The 24,530-nt window shown below is 32.5% G+C and carries 24 protein-coding genes; 9 read left to right on the forward strand and 15 right to left on the reverse strand.

Annotation, left to right across the window (positions count from 1 at the left end; all coding sequences use genetic code 11):
• Positions 1 to 48 precede the first annotated feature (48 nt).
• From OLM51_RS11720 to OLM51_RS11750, 7 genes are all read right to left on the reverse strand, one after another.
• Complete coding sequence (locus tag OLM51_RS11720; RefSeq protein ID WP_264550804.1) at positions 49 to 906, reverse strand: helix-turn-helix domain-containing protein; 858 nt, start codon at positions 904 to 906, stop codon at positions 49 to 51.
• Between the two features lie 54 nt (positions 907 to 960).
• Positions 961 to 1,590, reverse strand: a complete 630-nt coding sequence (locus OLM51_RS11725; protein ID WP_264550805.1) for a DsbA family oxidoreductase — start codon at positions 1,588 to 1,590, stop codon at positions 961 to 963.
• 285 nt (positions 1,591 to 1,875) lie between these two features.
• The gene (gene dnaN, locus OLM51_RS11730) at positions 1,876 to 2,994 is read right to left on the reverse strand and encodes a DNA polymerase III subunit beta (RefSeq protein WP_213260223.1); all 1,119 of its coding nucleotides are present in this window, start codon (positions 2,992 to 2,994) and stop codon (positions 1,876 to 1,878) included.
• A 107-nt stretch (positions 2,995 to 3,101) separates the two neighbouring features.
• Positions 3,102 to 4,787 (reverse strand): gliding motility-associated ABC transporter substrate-binding protein GldG, encoded by a 1,686-nt coding sequence (gene gldG, locus OLM51_RS11735; protein WP_264550806.1) that lies wholly within the window; start codon positions 4,785 to 4,787, stop codon positions 3,102 to 3,104.
• Positions 4,787 to 5,512, reverse strand: coding sequence for a gliding motility-associated ABC transporter permease subunit GldF (gene gldF, locus OLM51_RS11740; protein ID WP_264550807.1), 726 nt, complete (start codon positions 5,510 to 5,512; stop codon positions 4,787 to 4,789). The genes gldG and gldF overlap by 1 nt, the downstream gene beginning before the upstream one ends.
• 146 nt (positions 5,513 to 5,658) lie before the next feature.
• Positions 5,659 to 5,955: a putative quinol monooxygenase gene (locus OLM51_RS11745; RefSeq protein WP_264550808.1), complete on the reverse strand. Its 297-nt coding sequence runs from the start codon at positions 5,953 to 5,955 to the stop codon at positions 5,659 to 5,661.
• 326 nt (positions 5,956 to 6,281) lie between these two features.
• A complete protein-coding gene (locus tag OLM51_RS11750) occupies positions 6,282 to 7,109 on the reverse strand; it encodes an S-adenosyl-l-methionine hydroxide adenosyltransferase family protein (RefSeq protein ID WP_264550809.1) in 828 nt (275 codons plus the stop codon).
• 184 nt (positions 7,110 to 7,293) lie between these two features.
• On the opposite strand from OLM51_RS11750, the gene OLM51_RS11755 reads away from it, so the two are divergent.
• The 7 genes from OLM51_RS11755 to OLM51_RS11785 all read left to right on the forward strand — a co-directional run bounded on the left by OLM51_RS11755 (position 7,294) and on the right by OLM51_RS11785 (position 12,712).
• Positions 7,294 to 8,244 carry a PhoH family protein gene (locus OLM51_RS11755; RefSeq protein WP_264550810.1) on the forward strand — a complete coding sequence of 317 codons (951 nt, stop codon included), beginning with the start codon at positions 7,294 to 7,296 and terminating at the stop codon, positions 8,242 to 8,244.
• A gap of 133 nt (positions 8,245 to 8,377) precedes the next feature.
• Complete coding sequence (locus OLM51_RS11760) at positions 8,378 to 8,869, forward strand: hypothetical protein (protein ID WP_264550811.1); 492 nt, start codon at positions 8,378 to 8,380, stop codon at positions 8,867 to 8,869.
• Positions 8,866 to 9,228, forward strand: a complete 363-nt coding sequence (locus OLM51_RS11765) for a DUF1801 domain-containing protein (RefSeq protein ID WP_264550812.1) — start codon at positions 8,866 to 8,868, stop codon at positions 9,226 to 9,228. The genes OLM51_RS11760 and OLM51_RS11765 overlap by 4 nt, the downstream gene beginning before the upstream one ends.
• 125 nt (positions 9,229 to 9,353) lie before the next feature.
• The gene (locus tag OLM51_RS11770; protein WP_264550813.1) at positions 9,354 to 10,184 is read left to right on the forward strand and encodes a Cof-type HAD-IIB family hydrolase; all 831 of its coding nucleotides are present in this window, start codon (positions 9,354 to 9,356) and stop codon (positions 10,182 to 10,184) included.
• Positions 10,185 to 10,296: 112 nt separating this feature from the next.
• Positions 10,297 to 10,890: a hypothetical protein gene (locus tag OLM51_RS11775; protein ID WP_264550814.1), complete on the forward strand. Its 594-nt coding sequence runs from the start codon at positions 10,297 to 10,299 to the stop codon at positions 10,888 to 10,890.
• A gap of 89 nt (positions 10,891 to 10,979) precedes the next feature.
• Entirely contained in the window at positions 10,980 to 11,933 is a 954-nt protein-coding gene (locus OLM51_RS11780) for a phosphoribosylaminoimidazolesuccinocarboxamide synthase (protein WP_264550815.1), read from the forward strand.
• A gap of 401 nt (positions 11,934 to 12,334) precedes the next feature.
• On the forward strand, positions 12,335 to 12,712 hold the full coding sequence (locus OLM51_RS11785; RefSeq protein ID WP_264550816.1) for an ankyrin repeat domain-containing protein: 378 nt from the start codon (positions 12,335 to 12,337) through the stop codon (positions 12,710 to 12,712).
• A gap of 71 nt (positions 12,713 to 12,783) precedes the next feature.
• Here OLM51_RS11785 and OLM51_RS11790 read toward each other — a convergent pair whose 3' ends face one another.
• Positions 12,784 to 13,326: an SRPBCC family protein gene (locus tag OLM51_RS11790; RefSeq protein ID WP_264550817.1), complete on the reverse strand. Its 543-nt coding sequence runs from the start codon at positions 13,324 to 13,326 to the stop codon at positions 12,784 to 12,786.
• 365 nt (positions 13,327 to 13,691) lie between these two features.
• On the opposite strand from OLM51_RS11790, the gene OLM51_RS11795 reads away from it, so the two are divergent.
• Entirely contained in the window at positions 13,692 to 14,072 is a 381-nt protein-coding gene (locus tag OLM51_RS11795) for an ankyrin repeat domain-containing protein (RefSeq protein ID WP_264550818.1), read from the forward strand.
• 107 nt (positions 14,073 to 14,179) lie between these two features.
• On the opposite strand, the gene OLM51_RS11800 is transcribed toward OLM51_RS11795, so the two are convergent.
• The 7 genes from OLM51_RS11800 to OLM51_RS11830 form a co-directional block, all read right to left on the reverse strand.
• Complete coding sequence (locus tag OLM51_RS11800) at positions 14,180 to 14,782, reverse strand: DUF2238 domain-containing protein (protein WP_264550819.1); 603 nt, start codon at positions 14,780 to 14,782, stop codon at positions 14,180 to 14,182.
• Positions 14,783 to 14,902: 120 nt separating this feature from the next.
• A complete protein-coding gene (locus tag OLM51_RS11805) occupies positions 14,903 to 18,001 on the reverse strand; it encodes an efflux RND transporter permease subunit (protein ID WP_264550820.1) in 3,099 nt (1,032 codons plus the stop codon).
• Positions 18,002 to 18,004: 3 nt separating this feature from the next.
• Positions 18,005 to 19,090 carry an efflux RND transporter periplasmic adaptor subunit gene (locus tag OLM51_RS11810; protein ID WP_264550821.1) on the reverse strand — a complete coding sequence of 362 codons (1,086 nt, stop codon included), beginning with the start codon at positions 19,088 to 19,090 and terminating at the stop codon, positions 18,005 to 18,007.
• 13 nt (positions 19,091 to 19,103) lie between these two features.
• On the reverse strand, positions 19,104 to 20,351 hold the full coding sequence (locus tag OLM51_RS11815; RefSeq protein ID WP_264550822.1) for a TolC family protein: 1,248 nt from the start codon (positions 20,349 to 20,351) through the stop codon (positions 19,104 to 19,106).
• An 87-nt stretch (positions 20,352 to 20,438) separates the two neighbouring features.
• Positions 20,439 to 21,797 carry a sensor histidine kinase gene (locus OLM51_RS11820; protein WP_264550823.1) on the reverse strand — a complete coding sequence of 453 codons (1,359 nt, stop codon included), beginning with the start codon at positions 21,795 to 21,797 and terminating at the stop codon, positions 20,439 to 20,441.
• Positions 21,794 to 22,474, reverse strand: coding sequence for a response regulator transcription factor (locus OLM51_RS11825; RefSeq protein ID WP_264550824.1), 681 nt, complete (start codon positions 22,472 to 22,474; stop codon positions 21,794 to 21,796). Before OLM51_RS11825 ends, OLM51_RS11820 begins: the two co-directional genes overlap by 4 nt.
• Before the next feature lie 61 nt (positions 22,475 to 22,535).
• Positions 22,536 to 23,624, reverse strand: coding sequence for a M42 family metallopeptidase (locus OLM51_RS11830; protein ID WP_264550825.1), 1,089 nt, complete (start codon positions 23,622 to 23,624; stop codon positions 22,536 to 22,538).
• An 81-nt stretch (positions 23,625 to 23,705) separates the two neighbouring features.
• Here OLM51_RS11830 and OLM51_RS11835 point away from each other — a divergent pair, with 81 nt between their 5' ends.
• Entirely contained in the window at positions 23,706 to 24,389 is a 684-nt protein-coding gene (locus tag OLM51_RS11835; protein WP_264550826.1) for a DUF4294 domain-containing protein, read from the forward strand.
• The last annotated feature ends 141 nt before the right edge of the window (positions 24,390 to 24,530 follow it).

The raw sequence follows: 24,530 nt of genomic DNA on the forward strand, positions 1-24,530 counted from the left end.
CTCACATACATACAAGTTGTGAAAAATTTATTCCAAGGCTTGAAAGATTTATAACTGCTCTCGAAAATTAGTTGGAGTTATACCAGTTTGGGTTTTAAAGAAATTTGAAAAATAGGCATGATCTATAAAACCTAAATTGAAGGCTATTTCTTTAACCGAAAGTGCTGTTGTTTTAAGTTGTCGTTTAGATTCCAGAATAATTCGCTGCTGAATTAATTGTGTTGCTGAAATTTTTAAGTGCTTTTTACAGAGTATATTAAGGTAATTGGCTGAAACATGAAGTTTTGAAGCATAAAAAGAAACCAATTTTTCTTCTTTAAAAGAGTTATCAATCAACTCCTGAAACTTTGCAATACGGGGTTCAGTTTGATAAATATCGTGATCGTCAAAGATTTTTGCAGCTTCTTTGCTTATTACAGAGGCAATTACCGCAGTGCGTGAGCTAATTAATTCCTGAAGACAGTCTTTGCTTTCCAGTTCGTTTTTAATGGCATCAAACTCGTAATGTATGAGCTTATAAGATTCCTGACTGAGTTGGATAACGGGATGATTATGATACTGAACAAATGAAAAACGAAAAGCCGAAGAAAAGCTTTCAAAGAAATCTCTGTCAATCATTAATTGATAACCGGTTGTTTCGGGTTCAATACTCCATTTGTGTACTTGTCCCGGGAAAAGTAAATGAATTTGATGGTTGTTGATGTTGTAATCGACAAAGTCAATATTATGAATACCTTTTGCCTGATCAAAAAGCACGATGATAAAAAAATCGTGCTGATGTGGTTTGTCAATATGGCGTTCACCATGTAGCTCATTAAATAAAAGCTGATCGTTATGCCAGTTTTGGTTTGTTTTGAATTCCTGAAGGCCAAGAAGCGGAATGTTTTGGTCTTTTTTAACTGGCATTACATCGGGTTAGTTTCATTTAAACAATAAATTTCACAAGAGATTGTTTTTGAATTATTTCAGAACCTCATTTATTGTATTAATAAAGGCCTCTACAGGCTGAGCGCCGGAAACAGCATATTTTCGGTCAAAGACGAAAAAAGGAACTCCCTGCACACCAATTTCCTGTGCTTCTTTGATATCGTGTTCCACTTCTTTAGAAAATAAGTTTTCATCTGTCAGTACTTTCAGAACTTCTTCTTTATCTAATCCGGCTTTTTCGGCCAATTCAATTAGAGTTGGACCATTATTTAGGTCACGGCCTTCTGTAAAATAAGCTTTGAAGAATATTTCTTCCATTTTGTCACCTAACTTTTTTGTTTTAGCTAGTTGTATAACGCGATGTGCAGTAAAGGAATTTGAAATGATTGCTTTGTCAAAGTTATAGTCTAATCCAACGCTTTTTGCACGTTCTGTGACTCCTTTATGCATTTCTTTAGATTGTTCAATAGACATGCCTTTTCGCTCGGCTAAAAACGTATAAACATCTTTTCCGGACTGTGGTGTAATGGTGGGATCAAGCTGAAAGCTTTTCCATTCAATTTCAATTTCCTTATTAGGAAATTGCTCTAATGCAGTTTCCAGTTGTCTTTTTCCGATATAACAAAACGGACACATGATGTCCGACCAAATTTCTATTTTCATATTACAAAGTTAAAGAAAAATTTGTTTCAGGTTTCAAGTTTCAGGTTTCAGGTTTTCTTTGCTTAAGAAACCCGTCAGGTTTTTAAAACCTGTCGGGTTTACTTTCGATTTGCAATTCAACCTGAAACAAAAATTAATGAAAATAAAAAACCGCAAATCTTAAAAAAAGAATTGCGGTTTCTAGGTATAAAAAATGGTTGGTTAATAGCGATATTTTTTTTTTACAATGATATGTCTTTAATTTGAAACTAAAAAAAATCCTTGTAACAAAAAGAAGTTTTGATGTTAACTATTTAACATTACCGGCATAACCAGCATGGTAACAGTTTCTCCCTCTTCTAAACCGTCTACAGGTGTTAAAATCCCTGCTCTGTTAGGTAATGACATTTCTAACATAATCATGTCTGATTGTAAGTTAGTAAGCATTTCGATTAAGAAACGAGAGTTGAAACCAATTTGTAAATCATCACCTTGGTAATCACAAGTCAATCTTTCTTCGGCTTTATTTGAGTAATCAATATCCTCTGCAGAAACATTTAGTTCGGCCCCTGCGATTTTTAAACGAATTTGGTGTGTAGTTTTATTAGAAAAAATCGCAACACGACGAACAGAACTTAAAAATAAAGAACGGTCGATCATTAATTTGTTTGGATTTTCTTTAGGAATTACCGCTTCATAATTAGGGTACTTTCCATCGATTAAACGACACATTAAGATATAATTGTCAAATGAGAAAGTCGCATTTGAATCGTTGTATTCAATTTTTACTTCAGCATCAGAGCTGCCTAAAATACTTTTTAAAATATTTAAAGGTTTCTTTGGCATAATAAAATCTGCAACCTGAGATGCTTTTACATCTGCACGAGCATATTTTACCAATTTGTGAGCATCAGTAGCAACAAAAGTCAAACCTTCTGGCGAAAACTGGAAAAATACTCCAGACATTACCGGACGCAAATCATCATTCCCGGCAGCAAAAATGGTTTTGCTTACAGCAGTTGCCAAAACATCAGCAGGAACTAAAGTAACAGACGGGTCTTCAAGATTTACAGATTTAGGAAATTCTTCTCCGGCTGCATATGCTAATGCATATTTTCCAGAGTTAGAACTAATTTCAACTGTATTGTTGTCTTCAACTGTAAAAGTTAAAGGTTGTTCCGGAAAAGTTTTTAAAATTTCAAGCAAAAGTTTAGCCGGTACAGCAACACTACCTTTGCTTGTAGAATCGATTGACAATGTAGCAGACATAGTGGTTTCAAGATCTGAAGCCGAAACTGTCAATGCATTATTGTCTAGTTCAAATAAAAAGTTATCTAAAATAGGAAGTGTATTGTTGCTGTTAATTACACTACCTAAAACTTGTAATTGTTTTAATAAGTACGAACTCGATACTATAAATTTCATCTCTTTTGTTTTATTTTTTTGGTGTATTCTTTAACATTCGGACGCTAAAGATACGGATTACAAATATATCGTAAACAATCTTAGTTTCGCAATTTTTTTATTAACATCTATTTACTGTATTTTCTTTTTCTGATGAAGGTAAATGCAACTCCAAAAACCAATAAAATTAGAATTGGAAGTCCGATAGTTATGAATTGCGTCACAGTGTAATTCTCGTAAACTTTTTCTTTGTCAAGTAAAGGCAGTTCTACATCTTTACTTCTAATGTTAATAAGTCCTGTATCGTCCAGAAGATAATTAACACAATTCATCATAAAATCCTTGTTGTCATAAAGATTTCCGGTCCTTTGATCGTAACCTAACTCAACCGGCATCATGTTTTTGTCTAACTGGTTTCGGGCAATATCTCCATCAGAAACTACAATCATTTTGGTTGGTTTTCCTTTTGGCAGAAAAGAATTGTCTTTGAAAGGTAAAACACGATTTTCAAAAACAGAATTAAAGCTACCTTCCAATAAAACTGAAAGTATCAGGTTTCCTTTGTTTAAATAGTCATCAGGAGAAGTCTGTTCTGTTACGATGTTTAAATTTATTTCGGCTGGTGTTCCAATTTTCTTTGAATATTGGGATGACTGCATTAAAACCGTTTTTTTGATTCCGTTTTTCAAAGTGTCAATTGGACTGGCAAAATCAAATTTAATTCCACCTAAATTTTTTACAATAGGGTGTAGGCTTGTTGGTGTAACTACAGGAGCAAATTTCCATATAAAATCCTGATATTGAGTTGCACTTCCTTGTTCGCCTGTAGCCAGTTTTATTGGGCTTCCTTGTTCATCTTTTACTAAATCAGGATTAATTCTAAATCCGTATTTAAAAAACATATCGTTTAAATTCAGGTCTCTTGGATATGCAAGAGTCGCACCGGCCTGATTGTACAAACTATCCATATCTGCAGCAACCTGATCTACTAACCATAAAGTTTTTCCGCCATTGATGATAAACTGGTCTAAAACTTCTTTTTCTTCATCAGAAAAATTTTGGGTAGGCTTAGAAATAATTGCTAAATCATAGTTTTTTAAAGCTTTTAAAGTTCCGTTTGGATCTTTTGCAACAGAATCTAAAGTAAATGGACCAATATAGTAACTCTCCTTTATTTGTCTTAATAATTTACCGATATGAATTTCAGATAATTCACCATTTCCTTTAATAATAGCGATTTTTTTCTGTCTGTCTTTTGTGATTTTATTGATGGCATCTGCAATCGAATATTCTAAATGCTGAATAGATCCGGTTACTTTTTTAGTAGTCGAAGCGCCCATTATGTTTTTCAATAAGGGAATATTGACTTCTTTGTTGTTATAAACTGCAACAGCCCACGGAAAAACCATTGCCTGAGATTGCTTTCCTTTGTCGTCAACAGTAATGTTTATTGGCGTTAATCCTTTTTGATATAGTGATTTGACGATTTCCATGCTTTCATCTTCGTTCTCCATCGGATTTACGAATTCAAAAACAATATTGCCATTATACGCCTGAAATTCTTCCAGTAATTGTTTGGTTTCCTGTTGTAAACGTCTAAAATCTGCAGGAAGTTCTCCTTGCATGTAGATTTTTATTGACAACGGATTTTTAACCTGCTTTAAAATATTTAAAGAGGTTTCAGATAATGTATATCGTTTGTCTTTTGTTAAATCGAAACGGTGAAAAAATAAGCTTCCGAGTACATTTAAAACAATTAAAACAAAAATGGTAATGCCTAATGTTTTTAAATTTAATTTATTAGATATTTTCATTACGCTTTAAAAGATTTTAATTGATAAACAGTAAGAGATAAAAATAATACGGTAATGCTTAAAAAATAAATAACATCACGTGTATCGATGACACCACGGCTGATACTTTTAAAGTGATCCTGCATTCCAAAAGCCGAAATTATGGTAGATTGTCCGGGTAATAAAGTAGCAATACCTTCAAAACCAAAATAAAAAACAAAACATAAAAAGACAGCAATAATAAAAGCTACGATTTGATTTTCTGATAGAGTTGAAGTAAAGATTCCAATGGCAGAATAAGAGGCAATCAGGAATAATAATCCAAAATATGAACCAATGGTGCTGCCCATATCGATATTTCCTTCAGGTAAACCTAAATTAGAAATTACTTTTACATAGATAAAAGTTGGAATAATTGCCAGTATAATTAATAAAAAAGAACCGAAGAATTTCCCGTTTACAATTTCCCAAACAGATAATGGTTTGGTTAAAAGCAATTCAAGGGTTCCTTGTTTTTTTTCGTCAGAGAAACTTCTCATGGTAACTGCCGGAATCAGGAAAATCAGGATCCAGGGAGCTAATGTAAAAAAAGGAGTTAAATCGGCATAACCTGTATTTAGTATATTATAATCTCCTTCAAATACCCATAAAAATAGTCCGTTGCTGATTAAGAAAATCGCAATGACCAAATAGCCAATAGGAGATCCAAAAAAAGATTTTATTTCTCTTAAAATTATAGACTTCATATATTTTGTTTCAAGTTTTTTTTATAACCGCAAAGAACGCAAAGTTTTACGCTAAGTTCGCAAAGTTTTTTATCAAAGCTTTGCGAACTTAGCGTTTTTATAAAGCTTCTTTGAATAAAACTTGCGCTCTTTGCGGTTAAATTGGTTTAATTTAGGCTCACTAGTTTATCTACACTCCAGGCTTCAGGCTTGGCGTTGAACAGTTTTTTTGTAAAACTCCAAACAGTATCAAAAAGTTCAGATTGTCTGTAATTTTCTAAATCTTGTTCGGTTTCCCAATAACTGTAGGTAAAAAATATGCATTTATCGTTTTTGTCCTGATACAGTTCTAGAAAACGATTTCCCTCTGCATTTCGTATTTTATGTTTTATGGATTCAAAATTCTCCAGAAAATCCGGAATTTTTTCTTCATGAAAACTCATTTTTACTATTCTTACGAACATATATTCAATTTTAGATCTCAGATATTAGATTTTAGATTTACTGAAGCTTAAAAGCATTTCAGGTGCGCAAAAATACCAAAATTGATTGTTCTTTTTATGAAAATTTAAAATAATCTAAAACGCAATTTTTTGTCGTAATAATGCTAAATATAGCCCGTGGTTTCAACTATGGGAACGCAATGTATATCACGTACCAAATTACGTTCCCATAGTTGAAACCACGGGCTATGCTTATAATGTAATGAATGATTTTCCTCGTCAGAATAACAAAAAAACGCATGGTAATGTAAAAAATCCGCTCGATCAATAAAATCTGCGGGCAATTCTTAAGTAAATTTAATCGTAATCACATCTCGATAATTCAATCCCAATAAACTATTTGCAGAACCCACTTTAGAAGGATTACTTCTGAAAATCGCAATTTCCAGAAAACCGGCTTCGTTGAAAATAGCCAGTTTTTCTCCTTCATAGGTTTTAATCGGATATTTATCTGAAGTGGCGATGGACGAATAATTTGGCAATATCGTTTTGATACTTTTCGGCTTCATTACGATCTCATAAGGACGACCACGAGAAATTTCTAAGAATTGTTTTTTTGAAATATTGGTAACCACGTTTCCAAAATGATCAATATATATAACGTATCCTTTTAGCGAATTTCCGTCGGCAGCAACAACAGCCTGTAGTTCGGTTACTTCTTTAACAGCCGGAATTTCTTTTCCAATAACATTTAGTAAACCACCTTTTGCTAAATGAGAAGCAACCTGAATAAAAATATCCAAATCGGAATATTCAGTAGGGAAACGGTCATGTATATTGATGGCGACAATTTTTTGCGGAACAATCTTTTGCGTAAGCATGCTTAGAATTCCGTTATCGGCACAAATAAAGAAATGATCGTTCCATTGCATTGCAATATGCTGATTCTCTTTATTGCGTTCAATATCCACTCCAATCAGGTGAACTGTTCCTTTTGGAAAACTTAAATAAGAGGCGCCAATAACATAACTTGCTTCGGCAGTGTTAAATGGGTCAATGTCGTGCGAAATGTCAATAATCTGAACCTTTGGATTTTCAGAAAGTATTTTACCCTTCAGCGAACCAACAAAGTGGTCTTTCAAGCCGTAATCAGTAGTAAGGGTAATTATTGACATCATTTTGTTTATAACTATTGGTAGTATTTAAACCTAATTTTCATTAAATTTGAGAAATGCAAATCTAGTAATAGTAAATACAAATTGAAAGAAAGAAAATACAATTTGCGTTTAAAGATATGAACATACCCGACAACAATAGATTTACAAAACAAATTTAGTTTTAATTTAAATTTATCTCAATTTGAACGAAAGAATTATAGAGCTTATAGACATCGCTCCAAAAGACTTTTGGGGCGCACAGGATTCTCATCTTGAAATAATAAAAAAGTACTACCCAAAGCTTAAAATCGTAGCGCGAGGGACAACTTTAAAAGCTTTTGGCGAAAAAGAAGTTTTAGATGAATTCGAAAAAAGATTTCAAAGGCTTATGCTTCATTTTACCAGATACAACAACATTGATGATAATGTAATTGAACGTGTAATAATGAGTGATGGTCAGGAAGAAAAAAAAGCTTATGATCACCACAAAATATTAGTTCACGGGGTTGGCGGTAAAATTATAAAGGCTATGACGCCAAACCAGCAGTTACTGGTAGATACTATCAAAAAAAATGATATGGTATTTGCAATAGGTCCTGCCGGAACCGGAAAAACTTATACGGGCGTTGCAATGGCTGTAAAAGCACTTAAAGACAAAGAAGTAAAAAGGATCATATTAACACGTCCGGCGGTAGAAGCAGGGGAAAACCTGGGATTTTTACCCGGAGATATGAAAGAAAAACTAGATCCTTATATGCAGCCTCTTTATGATGCTTTACGCGACATGTTGCCTAATGAAAAACTCGAAGATTACATTTTAAAAGGAATTATTCAGATTGCGCCACTTGCGTTTATGCGTGGACGAACGCTTGATAACGCCTTTGTAATTCTGGATGAAGCGCAAAATACAACGCATTCGCAAATGAAGATGTTCTTAACCCGTATGGGGAAAAACGCTAAATTTATGATTACGGGAGATCCTGGTCAGGTCGATTTACCAAGAAGAACTATTTCTGGTCTTAAAGAAGCGATTTTGGTTCTGAAAGATATTGAAGGTATCGGAATTATTTATCTGGATGATAAAGATATCGTACGCCACAGATTGGTGAAAAAGGTAATCGATGCTTATAAACAAATAGAAAACAACGACTAAAGTTTTATTTTTTAGCGAAATGTTGAATGTAAATCGTGAAATGTGTTTTAACATTTATTAATATTCGTTTTGTACTTATTTCTTTTTGAAAGGTGCAAAACGAATATTTTTTTTAATTATAAATTGCTATTCAATGAAGTGTAAAGAATTCTATTTTTTATTGTTTATCAGTTTGATTTCATGTAAAAAAGTAGAAACCCCTCCAAATAAATTTCTCGGAACTTGGTATGATACGGAATATATAGTTCCTGGTAAATCAAGTATTAGAATAAACTCTGATAGTACTTTTAATTATAGAAGCCGTGGTTGTGATTGGGGAGCATTTTCGAAAGGAAAATGGAAGATGATAGGAGATTCTATCGAATTGAGCAGTACAAAAATAGATACTTGTTATGTAGTCTTTCCTTTTGCAGATTGTGCTTTCTTTGATAGGAAGGATAAAGCATCTTTACCATTATTAACAATTTCAAATTGTGAACCAGATGGAACAAAAAGTTTTTGTCTTTTCACAAAAGAAATATTTTACATCAAAAACGATTCTTTACTTTATAGATTAAAAATAAGTTCTAAATGTCCTGATACTTTAAAAATTGCTTTCGCAAAAACTCAAAAGATTAGAAAATGAAACAATTAGACGATTTCTACTTAAACCTGGAAGAACCTATAAAAGGGACATTTCTTGCATTACGGGAAATTATTCTAAAACAAGACAAAGACATTACCCACGTTTTGAAATACGGAATGCCTTTTTTTTGCTACAAAGGAAAAATGTTCTGCTATTTATGGAAGCATAAAAAGAATAACCAACCTTATATTGGAATTGTAGAAGGAAAACATTTTGATGAACCTTTTTTGCTTCAGGAAAAACGATCGAGAATGAAAATTATGATACTTAATTCTGATGAAGACTTACCTTTAGAAGAGATTGAATTAATAATTCAAAAAGCTATAAATTTATATAAATCAGGAATTGTAAAGATTTGAATTTATTTAAGGAAATAGTTAAATAAATAATAAACTTGCCGTATTTCTGCCCTGAAAAGCTTCTAAACTTTGGTCTTCCCATCTTAAAGCTGTAAATTTGCACATCAAAATATTTGACAATTAATATGACAAAACTTAAAAATATAAAAGTTGTAGTAAGTGACCTTGATGGAACTTTGCTCAACCCTCAGCATAAGATTTCAGAATATACCAAATCTATTTTTCAGGAACTTCACAATCAAAATTATCTTATCGTTATAGCCACAGGACGTCATCATCTTGATGCATTGTCTATTATAGATACCCTTGAAGTGCCAGTTTACCTTGTAAGTTCTAATGGAGGAAGAATTCATTCGCCAAATAAAGAAGAACTTTTCGCTTTTAATTTAGACAGCGATGTGGTTAAAGCGGCATTAAACATAGAAATCGATCCAGATGTTACGGTTGTGTTATTCAAAGAAAATGTTTGGCAGACTAATAAATGGAATGAACGATTAAACTCTTTTCAAGCCGATTTAAAATATCGTCCTGAATTGGTAGATTACAAAACAATAGAAGATTTTAAAGCGATTAAGATTTTCTTCTCTTGTGAGAATCATGAGAAATTGGTAAAAGTAAGAGATGCTGTTTTGGCAAACTCTTCAGAACATTTGCATCACGCTTTTAGCTTGCCAACTTGTTTAGAATTTATGGACAAATCTGTAGACAAGGCAGTTGCAATTGAAAAAGTATTAGAAAAAGAAGGCTTTACTTTGGATGAAGCTATTTCGTTTGGCGATGGTTTTAATGATTTACAAATGTTGTCTGCAACCGGAAAAGGTTTGATTATGGGAAATGCACCTTCAATTTTAAAAGATGCTTTGCCAGATTTGGAGGTAATTAAAACAAATGCCGAAGATGGCGTTGCAAAGTATATTGTGTCTAAAATTTTAGATAAAGAATTTGCAACAAGTTAATTAATAGTATTTTATGTTCAGATTGTTGCTGAATACTAAATAATAGTTATTTTTATAAGAGCTAATTCACAAAGAGTTAGCTCTTATTTTTTTAACCTTTAATTACGCAACCATGAAAAAATTTCTACTTCAAGCTGAACGAAACTTGATTTCGGGGGCATTAGTTTTATTACCGCTTTTAGTTTTTTTTATTCTATTGGGAAAAGTCTGGAAGTTTTTTCAGAATTATGGAGAAAAATTTGCACACTTCCTGCGATTAGATTTGATATTGGGAAAATACGCGACCGATATCGTGGGCGGAATGATTTTGGTGGTTCTAATTTATTTAAGCGGTTTTTTGATGCGTTTATCTATTTTAAAAAGATTTACCAATTGGGTAGACGAGAAGCTGATGATTTTTTTGCCAGGTTATGAAAAAAATAAAAAAGAGGCAGAAGAAAAACTTTTGAAAAGAAATCATGAGCCAAAACCTGTTACAGATTTGCCCATTCTGCTTAAAAACGGAAATTTTTGGCAGCCTGCACATTTAATTGAAGAAGGAGAGGACGGAAGAGCTGTAATTTTTTTGCCAAATGCGCCAGCTCATAATGTGGGACAAATTCTAATCGTGCAGCCTGAGGATTATAAAAAAATGAACGATACCACATTGGCAAGTTTAGATGATTCCATTAAATCTTTTGGTAAAGGAATTTTAAGCTTTAAATAATTCGCTAAAATTGAAGTAATTTTTTCTTTGTTTGCTCTGTCAAATAGTTTTAAATTTGCATTCATAGAAAACAACACAACTAGAGAATAATGAGTAACACCATCACAACTACAAATTTTAATTTTCCTAATCAGAAATCAGTTTACCGCGGAAAAGTTAGAGAAGTTTATAATATTAACGACGAACTTTTGGTAATGGTTGCAACCGACAGACTTTCGGCTTTTGATGTAGTTTTACCAAAGGGAATTCCATACAAAGGACAAATCTTAAATCAAATTGCAACAAAATTTATGGAGTTGACTCAGGATATTGTTCCAAACTGGTTAATAGCTACTCCGGATCCAAACGTTGCTGTTGGACATTTGTGTGATCCTTTTAAAGTTGAAATGGTTATTAGAGGTTATGTTTCTGGTCATGCCGCACGCGAATATGCTGCAGGAAGAAGACAAATTTGCGGGGTAACAATGGCAGAAGGTTTAAAAGAAAATGACAAATTTCCTGAACCAATCATTACTCCAACAACAAAAGCAGATAATGGTTCTCATGATGAAGATATTTCTCGTGAAGACATTTTATCAAAAGGAATTGTTTCTAAAGAAGATTACCTGGTTTTAGAAAAATATACTCGTGCTTTATTCCAAAGAGGAACTGAAATTGCTGCTTCTCGCGGATTAATTTTAGTAGATACTAAATACGAATTTGGAAAAACTAAAGAAGGTGTTATTGTTTTAATTGATGAAATCCACACACCGGATTCTTCTCGTTACTTTTATGCTGACGGATATGCAGAAAGACAAGAAAAAGGAGAGGAGCAAAAACAATTATCAAAAGAGTTTGTACGCCGCTGGTTGATCGAGAACGGTTTTCAAGGACAGGAAGGACAACAAATTCCAGATATGACAGATGCATATATTGAATCTGTTTCTGAGAGATATATCGAATTATACGAGAATATTCTGGGAGAAAAATTTGTAAAAGCTGATATTGACAATATTGACAAACGTATTGATAAAAACGTATTAGATTACCTTTCTTCTAAATAGTATTTTTCAGGTTTAAATTTATTATTTAAACCATAAGAATTATAACAACAAAAAATGCCCAACTGTTTCTTTTTATAACAGTTGGGCATTTTCTTTTTTAGCAAATTGACAAAAAAGGAACAGACATAAAATCGGTCAGCTGTTCACATCCTGCAGTTGTTGGCATAGATTTTAGTGGTTTTTCTGGTCTGCCAAAAGATGCCATTGACAAAACAAAAGAAATTTACAGTTTCTCATTTGCGCGATACATAGGTGTACATATTTCAATTATTTTGATTGCGTTTTTGGATTGTTCTAGAACACTTTTAGATTTTTTTTCATTTTTGATGCAACGTTTTATACATAATGTGCGTCTAATAATAAATCATCACAATCATTAATCATAAAACAAGTAATCAATCATGAAAAAAACAGTAATTATTTTGGGAACGGCATTTGTGCTATTTGCGAATTTAACAACAGCTTCCAATGCGAAGTTAGAAAGTAAAAATTTAATCGAAATTCCTTTTTATTTATCATCGCCTTTGCATATTGCAGTTTGTAACGGAGATATTGATAGTGTAAAGAAAAGCATTCAATACGGCGCAGATGTAAATAAAATTGTGCGAAATATGACTCCTTTAATGCTGGCAGCTCGTTTTAATAATGCAGAAATTGTAAATATTTTATTGGCAAACGGAGCTAAACCTTCAATAGAGAATACGCATGGACTTAAGGCATTAGATTATGCCAGATATGCAAAAGCAACGGAATCTGAAGCTATTTTAAAAGGACTTTGATAAAATTTTGAAATAAAAAAAAGAAAAGCATCATTCTTCTAAAAGATGATGCTTTTTTTTTTGGAAATAATTTATTCCTTTTCAAGCTTGTTTTTTAAATTCTCAAGGCCTTTTTGCAAATCATTTCCAATCATTTGATCCATTTTCATCATCGGAAGCATGATATTCATTGGATAGGGGATAATGCCATTAATTCCCCATTTGACTTTGGTTTGATTTCCTGCTATAGTTTCGGTAGACATAAAACCTTTTGCAGTATCTTCCATAGGTTTTTTGAAGCGCAGATCAAAATCAATTCTTTTGCCTACTGCAATTTTTGTAATTTCCTGTTCTCCGACACCTACTTCTTTTACTTCACTTTCCCAGGCCGAAATTGATCCAATATTTCCATCTGTTCCTTTATAAGTAGTTTTCATTTTTGGGTCAATTTTAGCCCAATAACTAAATTCGTTTTGATTCTTTAAATATCTGACATAGTTAAAAACAGAATCAACAGGTTTATTGATTGTGACTTCACGTTGTACAGCATATTCTTTTGGCATGAAATAAGCTCCAATTAGCACTGCAGATACAACAAAAATAAGGACGAGTAAAATAATTTTGACAATTCTCATAATTTGTGGTTTTTAAGGTTAGAATGATTACTTACTGGTTTAAAAAGGCACGTATTTTAAGTGGATTTACGGTAATGTGTTAGAGTTCAGTATAGTAAAGTTATTAAAGTTACCAGTCTAATTTACTATCTGGAACACTTTTATAAGGTTTTTTTTAATTTTTTTTGCTTTAAAGTGTAACATTTTGATTTTTTAAGCGTCTATTAGAAACAAAGAATTTACAATGAGGCCTAATTCTCAATCTTATTATTAATGGAATGTTAAGAATTAGTTAAAACATGGTACTTTGTTATGCATAATACATGAAATAGAATTACATTTACATAGAAATTAAAAATCATCAATCAATTTAACAATCAATCAACATGAAAAATTCAGTAATTATTTTAGGAGTAGCTTTAGTAGCTTTTGCCAATGTATCAATGGCAGCAAATCACGTATTAGAAGTTAAAGATCCAATTGTTGTATCAACATATGATGCAACTCCATTAAATGTTGCCGTTCTTAAAGGTGATATAGAAATCGTTAAGAAATTTATTGAGTATGGTGCTAATGTAAACGAAATGACGGATGATATGACGCCATTAATGACAGCAGCCCGCTACAATAAAGTTGAAATTATTAAAATTTTATTAGCAAAAGGTGCGCATGCTTCTGATAAAAACGAAAAAGGTTTTACAGCATTAAAATATGCACAATTATCAAATGCAACAGAAGCAATTGCAATTTTGAAAGATTTAAAATAAACAGTTTAAATCTAGTTTGAGTTAGAGTTAGTATAAAAACGACCTTCATTGAGCAGAAGGTCGTTTTTTTATTAGTACTATTTGTGAAATAAAAATTTCGGGATATTTTAAAAATGGCCGTTTTTTATTTGCTGATCCTGAATTTTAGAGAATAGTATCAGGGCCGTGATAGCTCCTATTGTAGCAAATAACATATCAGACTGTGTGTCCCAGATATAACCCTGAGTTCCTAAAAACGAATCTCCTCCTTCGCCAGTAGCAAGCGAAACAAACCATTCTATAAATTCGTATGCGGCACTAATAGCCAAACAAATGCAGACAATAATAAAGTTAAAAAAGCTTTTATTATTGATCACTTCTTTACGAATGAATAGTTCTCTTATAATCATTGCAGGAACAAAACCCTGCGCAAAATGTCCTATTTTATCATAGTTATTTCTGCTTTGATGAAATATTTCTTTTATGTAGTCAAATAGCGGAACTTCTGCATAGGTATAATGGCCGCCAATAAACAGAATAATGCAATGTATTAGGATTAATGTATAGGTAAAATTGGTAAACCTGAATTTCTTAAAAGTAAAAGCTAAGATCAGGAAGCCAATAATAGCTGGGATAATTTCAAGAAAACAAGTAAATCCTTCTTTTGAATTTATAACCGAGGCTACTAAAGATATACAAAAAAGGGATATTAGAAAATAGATATATTTCATGTACAATTTTTATGTTATAGAATCTAAGATAAAAATTAAAATGAATTGAAATCAAAAAAGCATCATTAAAAATAATGATGCTTTCTCTTTAATCGAATTAATTTAACCTGCTTAATTTATTTATTCAAGAGGAACATTCTTTTTTCGATTGAATACCCAAAATATAATTGGGAATATTAATAACGTCAATATTGTTGCTGTAATTAAGCCTCCAATAATTACAATTGCTAATGGTTTTTGAGATTCAGAACCAATTCCGGTTGAAATTGCAGCTGGCATTAAACCAATGGAAGCCATTAATGCGGTCATTACTACAGCTCTTGTTCGTGCTTTTACTCCTTTAAAAATGGATTCTTCGAGTGTAAACTTGGCTTTTATATTATGATGAAATTCTGAGATTAAAATCACACCGTTTTGAATACAAATACCAAGTAAAGCAATAAAACCAACACCGGCTGAGATTCCGAAATTCATTCCTGTAATGTGCAATGCCATAATTCCTCCAATAATTGCAAAAGGTACATTGGCCAGAACAAGCAAAGAATCTTTTATATTTCCAAATAAAATAAAGAGCAGAACAAATATTCCAAGTAAACTAATTGGAACAACCTGAGCCAGACGTGCACTGGCACGAACTTGATTTTCAAATTCACCTGTCCATCCGGTAGTATAACCTGCTGGCATTTTCACTTCTTTTACTTTAGACTGTGCTTCGGCAATTGTACTTCCTAAATCACGATCACGAACAGAGAATTTTACACCAATAAAACGTTTTGTGTTATCTCTGTAGATAAATGCCGGTCCTGTGACTGTTTTTATATCACAAATTTCTTTTAGTGGAATTTTGGCGCCATTACTCGTTGGAACTTTAAGCTCGGCTAAATCTTCTTCATCTTTACGATATTCTTTTGAAAAACGAACTCTTACATCAAATTTCTTTTCATCTTCATATTTTTGAGTGGCAGTTTTACCTCCAAATGCTAATTCCAAAACAGCTTGGGCATCACTCAAAGTCACTCCGTAAGCAGCCATTTTTTCTCTGTCCAGAATTACACTAATTTCGGGTTGGCCAACATTTCTTAGGATTCCTACATCTTTGATTCCCGGAATATTTTTGATTTTTGCTAAAACTTCATTCGAAAGTTCGTCAAGTTTATCTAAATCATCACCATAGATTTTTACTGCATTTGAGGCTTTAAATCCAGCTACAGACTCAGCAACGTTATCAATTACCGGTTGAGAATAATTATAGGTAATTCCTTGGTGAACTTTTAGTTTATTGTCCATTTCATTAATCAGATCATCCATAGAAATTTTTCTTTTCCATTCTGATTTTGGTTTTAAATCAACCTGAAGCTGAATAAACCCAAAACCATTCGGATCTGTTCCGTCATTGCTTCGGCCAGTTTGAGAAAGAACGTTTTTAACTTCAGGGAAACTTTCGAGATCTTTTCTAATTATAGCAGCTGTCTTTACACTCTCAGGAAGCGAAGTACTCATTGGCAATTCTGCTGTTACCCATAAAGCTCCTTCATTTAACTGCGGTAAGAACTCGGTTCCCAGAAATGATGCAGAGAAAAATACCGCAACAATGATTCCAACAGAAGCTGTTAGAGTTTTGACTTTATGCTTAAACGTCCAGGCAAAACCTTTTTCGACAATTCTATCCCAGAAATTAACGAAAGGATTGTGTTTTTCTCTTACATTTTTATTTAATAAGATGTGTGATAATACAGGAACCAAAGTCAAAGTAAAAAGTAAAGCTCCCATTAATGCAAATCCTAAAGTAAAAGCAAGAGGAGAGAACATTTTTCCTTCTACTTTCTGAAATGAAAATATTGGTAATAAAGCTGTAATAATAATCAATTTAGAAAAGAATATGGCTTTACCCATTTCTGTTCCGGTTTTCTTGATAATGCTTCCTTTTGCAATTTTATTATAAGCCGTCATTCCTAATTGATGCGCCCTGTGATCCAGTACCACAAACAATCCCTCGACCATAACTACCGCTCCATCAATGATAATTCCGAAATCGACTGCACCCAAACTTAATAAGTTGGCACTCATTCCCATCATTTTTAAGCATAAAAAGGCAAATAGTAGTGAAAGCGGAATTACGATTGAAACCGTAAAAGTGGTTCTCCAGTCTGCCATGAAAAGAAATACAACACAAGTAACGAGAATGATTCCTTCAAATAAATTATGCATTACAGTTTCTGTCGTGAAATTCATCAAATTATCACGATCATAAAATGTCTCAATTTTTATGTCTTTTGGAAGGACATTGTCATTTAAATCCTTGATTTTGTCTTTGATTAAAGCTAAAGTTTCCTGTGCGTTTTCACCTTTACGCATTACTACAATTCCTTCAACAGCATCATCATTTTTTCCAATTCCGGTTTGTCCAACGCGTGGCATTGCACTTTCATAAACCGAAGCAACGTTTTTTACTAAAATTGGGTTTCCACCAGCATCATCAACGATAATATTTTCAATATCCGGGATAGATTTTAAAAGACCAACACCACGAACAACAAATGCCTGACCGTTTTTTTCTATAATATCTCCACCAACATTTAAATTTCCACCATTAACTGCATTGTAAACTTGTAAAGGTGTAATATTGTATTTAGCCAGTTTTATAGGATCAACTCCAACTTCATAAGTTTTTGTCTGACCTCCAAAAACATTTAAGTCGGCAACACCCGGAACTGCACGAAGTTGTTTGTCGATTACCCAGTTTTGGTAAGTCAGTAATTCTCTGCTGTCTCTGCTGTCACTTTTTACAATATATCTGAAAATTTCTCCTGTTGGCCCGTATGGTGGCTGTACATCTGGTTCTACATCATCAGGAAGCGATACATTTTTTAATAAATTGTTTACCTGCAAACGCGCAAAGGTATCATCGACACCATCATCAAAAATAATCTTGATTACAGATAATCCAAACATTGTTATACTGCGAACACTGGTCTTTTTTTGAACCGAGTTCATCGAGATTTCAATTGGAGACGTTACAAAACGTTCTACTTCTTCAGCACTTTTACCATTCCATTGTGTAATGATAATGATTTGGGTATTAGTTACATCAGGAAAGGCGTCAATGGGCATATTTTTAAAGGAAATAAATCCTGCAACTGCCAATATTCCAACCCAAAAAAAGGTAAATGCTTTATTCTTAAGAGAAAAAGCAATAATGTTTCGAATGAATTTGTTCATGTCTTAATCGTTTAAAGCGCGATAAATAAATAACTGATTGTTGGTAATGACTTTTTCATTTTCTTTTAAGCCACTAGATATATAAGTGGTCTTTCCAACAACTCTGTAAACTTCAACCTGTCTTGTTTCGATATTATGACGATCTTTAAATATCATTACAAAGTTTTTACTTTTGTCAAAAACAATGGCGTCGCTAGGAATTGCAATCATCGAATTATCTTCGTTTATAGATAATTTAATGTTGGCATTCATATCAGGTTTTAATAAATATCCCGGATTTTGCAATTTAATTCGTGCCTGCATCGCTTTGGTTTCCGGATCGATTACGTTAAAGATTTTATCTACTTTTCCTTTAAAGACTTTATCTGGATAACTTAGTGTCGTTACATCTGCATCAATACCAAGTTTTACTTTGTTGATGTCAATTTCATTAATGTTAGCCATTGCCCAAACCTCGCTTATTTCAGCAATATCAAATATGTTTTCTGAACGGTCAGATCGCAATAACATATCCTGATTAATGCTTTTTTGAATGATAAAACCACTAATTGGCGCCGTTACTTCATAAATTGAACCTGCTTTAATGTTGTAGATTTTATAAGTTTCCTGAATTTTGCTTAATTGAGACTGTGCTTTTGCAACTTCAGATTTTGCCTGTAAAACATCGCTCTCAGAATTTAATTTTCCGTCAAATAATTCCTGAGCTACTTTCAGATTGTTTTTGGCTACAAGTAAATCACTTTTAGCATCAAGAGATTGTTTTTCAAAATCTGCAATATCAGTACTTTTTATAGTGGCTAAAATTTGTCCTTTTTTTACATAATCACCAAGTTCAACATTTACCTTAATGACATTTCCGCCAACGAGCGGGTATACATCAATCATTTTGTTATTATCGGCAGTGATTTTTCCGTAAAAATTTAATTCATTTTTTACCTTCTCTGTTTGTGCAGGAGCTGTTGTTGTAGTTTTCAGCATATTATCACTTAATGCAAAAGAGGTGTTTGTTTCAGGGTTATCTACTTCTTTTTTGCAGCTGGTAATTGAAAGACTTACAAGTGCAATTCCTATTATTAGTATATGTTTCATCATTAGTTTAGTTTTAAAATAAATCTTTGTTGATTGTACTATTTAGTTCCTCGCCGGAAAGAGCCAGTTTTTTCTTTAATTCATTTACCAGAATAGTAGCCTGATTGTAGCTTTCCATAAAATCTGTAAATTCTAATAAACTGACATTTCGCTTTTGAAAATTGGTTAACATTCCATTATAAACAGCTTCAAAATCAGCATTAACTGTAGGTTTAATTACGGAATAGTTTTTACGGGATTCGTCCCATTTATTCCATGCCGATGTAATTTCGGTTTGCAATTGCAGATCAAAGTTCTGTTTTTCGATTTTTGATTGCTCCAGTATGGTCTGTGCATATTTGATGTTTCCTTTATTTTTGTTCCAAAGTGGTAATGGAATTCCTAAGGTTAAATTGGCTTCTTTGTTGAAAGCACCACTTCGCTGATCATAATTTGCACCTAAAGTAAGATCAGGAACAGAAAGCGATTTTTGATATTTAACATTAAGAGTGTTCGAATCAATTTCTTTTTGCTTGGCTAAATAATCAGGTCGATTAGCCACAGCCTCGTCTGTTAAAGATTTTAAATCAAAACCTATAGTTTTTAGATATTTATTGAACTCTTCTTTTGAAACTTCCGGAACTATATTCTCTGTTGAATTCAGTAGTAATTTTAAATTGCCTTGCTCTTCAATATTGTCATTCACCACTTCCATTCTTTCATTTTTAAAATTTAGATACAATGATTGCAAACGAACAACATCCTTTAAAGGGACATTTCCTTTTTGCGCCTGAATAGAGTAGGAGTTGATAAGATCTTCGACATGAGCGATTTGCTGATCTGTCGTTTCCAGACTTTTTGTATTATAATAAACGGTATAGAAACTTTTACGTAATTGAAGTTTTAATGTTCGCAGAAGATCATTAAATTGTAATTCAGCCAATTGTTCATTGGTTTGAGCTAATTTAACTTCATTGCGTTTTTTTCCGCCTAAATAAATAAGTTGCTCAATACCAAATGCTTTTTGCCCGTCTTTTCCAATATCAAAATACTGATTTCTTTCCGGGTTATAAGCATTTAATTCTGCGGTAAGCATTGGATTATCCCAAATTCGGGACTGAATGGTTAGCGCTTTTGTCGCATCTATATTATATTGAGATGCTAACAAAAAAAGATTTTTTTTAAGAAACTGACTCTCGCAATCTTGAAGTGTTATTGCTTTCTGAGCCATTATTGTCTGATTGAGTAACACAAACAGAAATAATGCATATAGTTTTTTCATTGTATCAATTTTAAGTGGTACAAATATGCTATTCGTAGACTTTAAGACGCCTTAAATTCTACCTTAAAAATACCTTAAAAATATTTATTAATGAAAAAAGAGTTGAAATAAATTTATGTTTCTTTCTGGAACACTGTAAGTTATAGTGGAATTGTGTAGCGTTAGGATGCGCTGTACAATGCGCAAACCGAGTCCAAATCCAGATGTTGCTTTGGCATTTTTGCCACGCATAAAAGGTTGGAAAAGATTTTTTTGCTCATTTTCGGTCAGCGTATTTCCTGTGTTGGAAACTGAAATAACAAGATGACCTTCATTGGTTTTTATTTTTACTTTGGCTTGTTTGTTATCAGAGTATAAGCAGGCATTTTTTAAGACATTGCTTATTGCAATTTCTAAAAGATTTTTATTTCCTTTAATCTCCAAAGCCAAATCTAAATTGTCACTTTCCTCCATTTCAAAAAGAATAACAAAATCAGGAAAGCTTTTATTTAAGTTTTCGATAGCAGAAAACAAAATTTCATCCATTCTCTGAACTTCGTTGTTTTCATGATTTTTATTATCAATTTTTGAAAGAATTAATAAGGAAGTAATCAGTTCTGTTAATTGATTTACATCAGACAGAATCGTTTTTAAAAAAGTTTTTCCTTTATCAGACGTTGAAGAATCTGATATTACATTTTCTATTTGGGAGGTAATTCGCGATAGTGGAGTTCGTAACTCGTGTGAAGCATGAGCTGTAAATTCTTTTTGCTTCTGATATGAAATCTCGATTCTGTCCATCATGAAATTAAATTCATTTGCAATCAGATCAATTTCATTTTTATTACTTTTTGATTGCACACGCGTATCAAGATTATTTTCGTTTATGTTCTTTATTTTTTGATGAAAAATACTCAGAGGGTTCATCGCTTTTTTTACCATAAACGAGGTTAGAACCCAACAAATACAAGTAAAGAATATATAAGATATAACTAGAGTATATCTTAGAAAAAGCAGTTTTCGTTTGCCATAATCGTCTGTTGCCGAAATTAAGGCATAGAAATCTTTGTCTTTTGTGTCATAAAACACACCATAAACTTCATAATCCCCTTGTTGTTTAAAAAAAGTTTTATGTTTTTTAAGATACTTTAAATCTTCTACAGACCAGTTTATTTTAGCATCGTCAATACTGCTGTAAATAAGTTTGTAATGAGAGTCAAATACTAAAGTTTTTTCGTCATATAGTTTATTTATAGTATTTTGGTCGATCATTTTTAAAAGCTGGTCATCAACTTCTTTAACATTCACCAAAAGCTTGATGTTTGAAAGGGCTTTAATTTCCAGACGATCTCTAAATTCTTCCTTTCTAAAATTCGAGTACAACACAAATATCACTGTCGAAGCCAGTCCAAAAAGAATGGTAAACAATAAACTTACTAAAAGTGATATTCGGTTTTTTAATGTCATTCCAGATTGCTTAAATAATATCCATAACCAACTTTGGTTTTAATAAGTTTTGTCTCGTGATCCTTGTCGATTTTCTTTCGAAGAAAATTGATATAAACTTCGATCGTATTTTGATTTGTTTCAATATGATAATCCCAAAGCTTTTCGGCAATAAATTGCTTTGACAGAACTTTTCCTTTGGCATGAGCCAAAATCATAATTAATTTAAACTCTTTAGGGGTCAGTTTGATTTCTTCTCCGGATCGAAATACTTTCATTTCGTCTTCGAGAATTTCTAAATCTTCAATAGTAATCTTTGTTTCTGTTTGCTGTGGAATTTCTTTTCGTCTTAATAAAGAAGAAATTCGGGCAAATAATTCTTCAAAATGAAAAGGTTTTACCAAATAATCATCGGCGCCATTATCAAAAGAAGCCAGTTTGTCTTCGATATCACTAAAAGCAGTGAGCATTATGATGGGGGTTTTTTTGTCTATTTCCCGAATACCTTTGCAAACGTCTATGCCATTTGTTCCCGGAACATTAATGTCCAGAATAATCAAATCATATTCATTAGGAAAATATTTCTTCAATAATAATGATCCGTCATAATAAGGAATACACTCGAATTCTTTTGAAGTAAAGAATGCAGAGATCTCTTTTGATAAAGTAAAATCATCCTCGAGTAGTAAAATTTTCATATTATTTTGATTTATAAATTAGGCTATTTAGTAAACAGCCTAATTTATGTTTTTGGTGTTTTTATTTAAAATAAGAGAAAGTTTGATTATTCTCAATTTTTAATAATGATTCGTAAATCAGTTTAATCACATTTTCAACATCTTCTTTATGTACCATTTCAACTGTTGTATGCATGTAACGTAAAGGCAATGAAATCAATGCAGAAGCAACGCCACCATTACTATAAGCAAAAGCATCAGTGTCAGTTCCTGTTGAATTTGATGTAGCATTACGCTGAAACGGGATTTTGCTTTCCTCGGCAGTATCAACAATTAAATCACGTAATTTATTCTGAACAGCAGGTGCGTAGGCAATAACTGGTCCTTTACCCATTTTTAGATCGCCCTCAACCTTTTTATCGATCATTGGAGTGTTGGTATCGTGACAAACATCTGTTATAATTGCGACATTTGGTTTAATGGTTTGTGCAATCATCTCGGCACCACGAAGACCAATTTCTTCCTGAACAGAGTTTACAATATACAAACCAAAGGGAAGTTTCTTTTTATTCTCATGCAATAAACGCGCAACCTCGGCAATCATAAAGCCGCCCATCCTGTTATCAATAGCTCTGCAAACAAATTTATTCTCATTTAGAATCATAAATTCATCTGGATAGGTCACTACGCAACCTACATGAACACCCATTGCCTCAACTTGTTCTTTAGTTTCGCAACCCAGATCAATAAAAATATTACTAAGTTTCGGGCTTTCTTCTTTGTCACGTAAACGAGTATGAATTGCAGGCCAACCAAAAACGCCTTTTACAATCCCTTTTTTAGTATGTATATGAACCCTTTTTGAAGGCGCAATCTGATGGTCAGAACCACCATTTCTTATTACATATAATAATCCATCATCAGTAATATAATTTATATACCATGAAATTTCATCAGCATGTCCTTCAATCACAACTTTATAAGGTGCATCAGGATTAATAACTCCCACAGCTGTACCATATGTATCTGTTATAAATGTGTCAACATAAGGCTTTAAATAATTCATCCAAAGTTTTTGTCCTTCACTTTCATATCCGGTAGGTGAGGCGTTATTAAGGTAGCTTTCCAGAAAAGCGATTGAAGTATCTTTTAAGATAGAATCTGAACTCATAAAAATATTTTTTTGCTAATTTATAAATTTGGTATTAGAGTTGTATATAAATATATAATTTTACATTTAAATTAAGACTTAATGAGATCTACCTACTTTTTTTTATTTTTTATAGCATTATCATTTTCATCTCACGCACAGGTGACTCCAAAGGATAATACACCAATGGGATATACTCTGACGGAAAGAGATTCGATTTTGGGTGATACAATTGAATTGCCTGAGATTATTATTACGAAAGAAAAACTGGATCCTGAAGCACAAAAGCAGTTTTTGATTCTTCAAAACAGAGTGTATAAGGTTTATCCTTATGCAAAACTGGCGGCAGATCGTTTAACTGCCTTAAATAAAGGAATGGCACGTTTAAAAACGAATCGTGAAAAGAAGAAATATTTTAAGATCGTAGAAGATTATCTTAATAACGAATTTGAAGAGCGATTAAAAAAACTCTCAAGAAAACAAGGTCAGATTTTAGTAAAACTGGTGCACCGCCAAACCGGAATTACGACCTATGAATTAATACGTACTTTGAAAAGTGGTTTCAAAGCGTTTGTCTCTAATACCACAGCTAATTTATTTGATATAAGTCTCAAGACAGAATATAAACCCTATGAAGTGAATGAGGATTATTTGATCGAAACAATTCTTCAACGTGCTTTTGAATCTGGACGTCTGGTAAATCAGAAAGCTGCAAATCCAGTTGATTATGATGATTTAATGAATCAATGGGAAGAAAAAGCAAAGCAGCAGAAATCTACAAATTAAAAAGTTTTAACCATTATAAAAAAAGACCCGTAAATAATTTGCGGGTCTTTTTTGTTGTAGGAATAATCTTTATTTAATCTTTAAAATAAAAATGTAAGAATTAACTTGTTATTTAATTTATCCAGTGAATTTAAAGGAATT

The sequence above is a fragment of the Flavobacterium sp. N2038 genome (assembly GCF_025947185.1).
Lineage (GTDB): Bacteria > Bacteroidota > Bacteroidia > Flavobacteriales > Flavobacteriaceae > Flavobacterium.

Bases quoted from the DNA above. Each gene is read 5' to 3' on its own strand.
- OLM51_RS11720 (WP_264550804.1), bottom strand. From the start codon at position 906: ATGCCAGTTAAAAAAGACCAAAACATTCCGCTTCTTGGCCTTCAGGAA.
- OLM51_RS11725 (WP_264550805.1), bottom strand. From the start codon at position 1,590: ATGAAAATAGAAATTTGGTCGGACATCATGTGTCCGTTTTGTTATATC.
- dnaN (WP_213260223.1), bottom strand. From the start codon at position 2,994: ATGAAATTTATAGTATCGAGTTCGTACTTATTAAAACAATTACAAGTT.
- gldG (WP_264550806.1), bottom strand. From the start codon at position 4,787: ATGAAAATATCTAATAAATTAAATTTAAAAACATTAGGCATTACCATT.
- gldF (WP_264550807.1), bottom strand. From the start codon at position 5,512: ATGAAGTCTATAATTTTAAGAGAAATAAAATCTTTTTTTGGATCTCCT.
- OLM51_RS11745 (WP_264550808.1), bottom strand. From the start codon at position 5,955: ATGTTCGTAAGAATAGTAAAAATGAGTTTTCATGAAGAAAAAATTCCG.
- OLM51_RS11750 (WP_264550809.1), bottom strand. From the start codon at position 7,109: ATGTCAATAATTACCCTTACTACTGATTACGGCTTGAAAGACCACTTT.
- OLM51_RS11760 (WP_264550811.1), top strand. From the start codon at position 8,378: ATGAAGTGTAAAGAATTCTATTTTTTATTGTTTATCAGTTTGATTTCA.
- OLM51_RS11765 (WP_264550812.1), top strand. From the start codon at position 8,866: ATGAAACAATTAGACGATTTCTACTTAAACCTGGAAGAACCTATAAAA.
- OLM51_RS11770 (WP_264550813.1), top strand. From the start codon at position 9,354: ATGACAAAACTTAAAAATATAAAAGTTGTAGTAAGTGACCTTGATGGA.
- OLM51_RS11775 (WP_264550814.1), top strand. From the start codon at position 10,297: ATGAAAAAATTTCTACTTCAAGCTGAACGAAACTTGATTTCGGGGGCA.
- OLM51_RS11780 (WP_264550815.1), top strand. From the start codon at position 10,980: ATGAGTAACACCATCACAACTACAAATTTTAATTTTCCTAATCAGAAA.
- OLM51_RS11785 (WP_264550816.1), top strand. From the start codon at position 12,335: ATGAAAAAAACAGTAATTATTTTGGGAACGGCATTTGTGCTATTTGCG.
- OLM51_RS11790 (WP_264550817.1), bottom strand. From the start codon at position 13,326: ATGAGAATTGTCAAAATTATTTTACTCGTCCTTATTTTTGTTGTATCT.
- OLM51_RS11795 (WP_264550818.1), top strand. From the start codon at position 13,692: ATGAAAAATTCAGTAATTATTTTAGGAGTAGCTTTAGTAGCTTTTGCC.
- OLM51_RS11800 (WP_264550819.1), bottom strand. From the start codon at position 14,782: ATGAAATATATCTATTTTCTAATATCCCTTTTTTGTATATCTTTAGTA.
- OLM51_RS11805 (WP_264550820.1), bottom strand. From the start codon at position 18,001: ATGAACAAATTCATTCGAAACATTATTGCTTTTTCTCTTAAGAATAAA.
- OLM51_RS11810 (WP_264550821.1), bottom strand. From the start codon at position 19,090: ATGAAACATATACTAATAATAGGAATTGCACTTGTAAGTCTTTCAATT.
- OLM51_RS11815 (WP_264550822.1), bottom strand. From the start codon at position 20,351: ATGAAAAAACTATATGCATTATTTCTGTTTGTGTTACTCAATCAGACA.
- OLM51_RS11820 (WP_264550823.1), bottom strand. From the start codon at position 21,797: ATGACATTAAAAAACCGAATATCACTTTTAGTAAGTTTATTGTTTACC.
- OLM51_RS11825 (WP_264550824.1), bottom strand. From the start codon at position 22,474: ATGAAAATTTTACTACTCGAGGATGATTTTACTTTATCAAAAGAGATC.
- OLM51_RS11830 (WP_264550825.1), bottom strand. From the start codon at position 23,624: ATGAGTTCAGATTCTATCTTAAAAGATACTTCAATCGCTTTTCTGGAA.
- OLM51_RS11835 (WP_264550826.1), top strand. From the start codon at position 23,706: ATGAGATCTACCTACTTTTTTTTATTTTTTATAGCATTATCATTTTCA.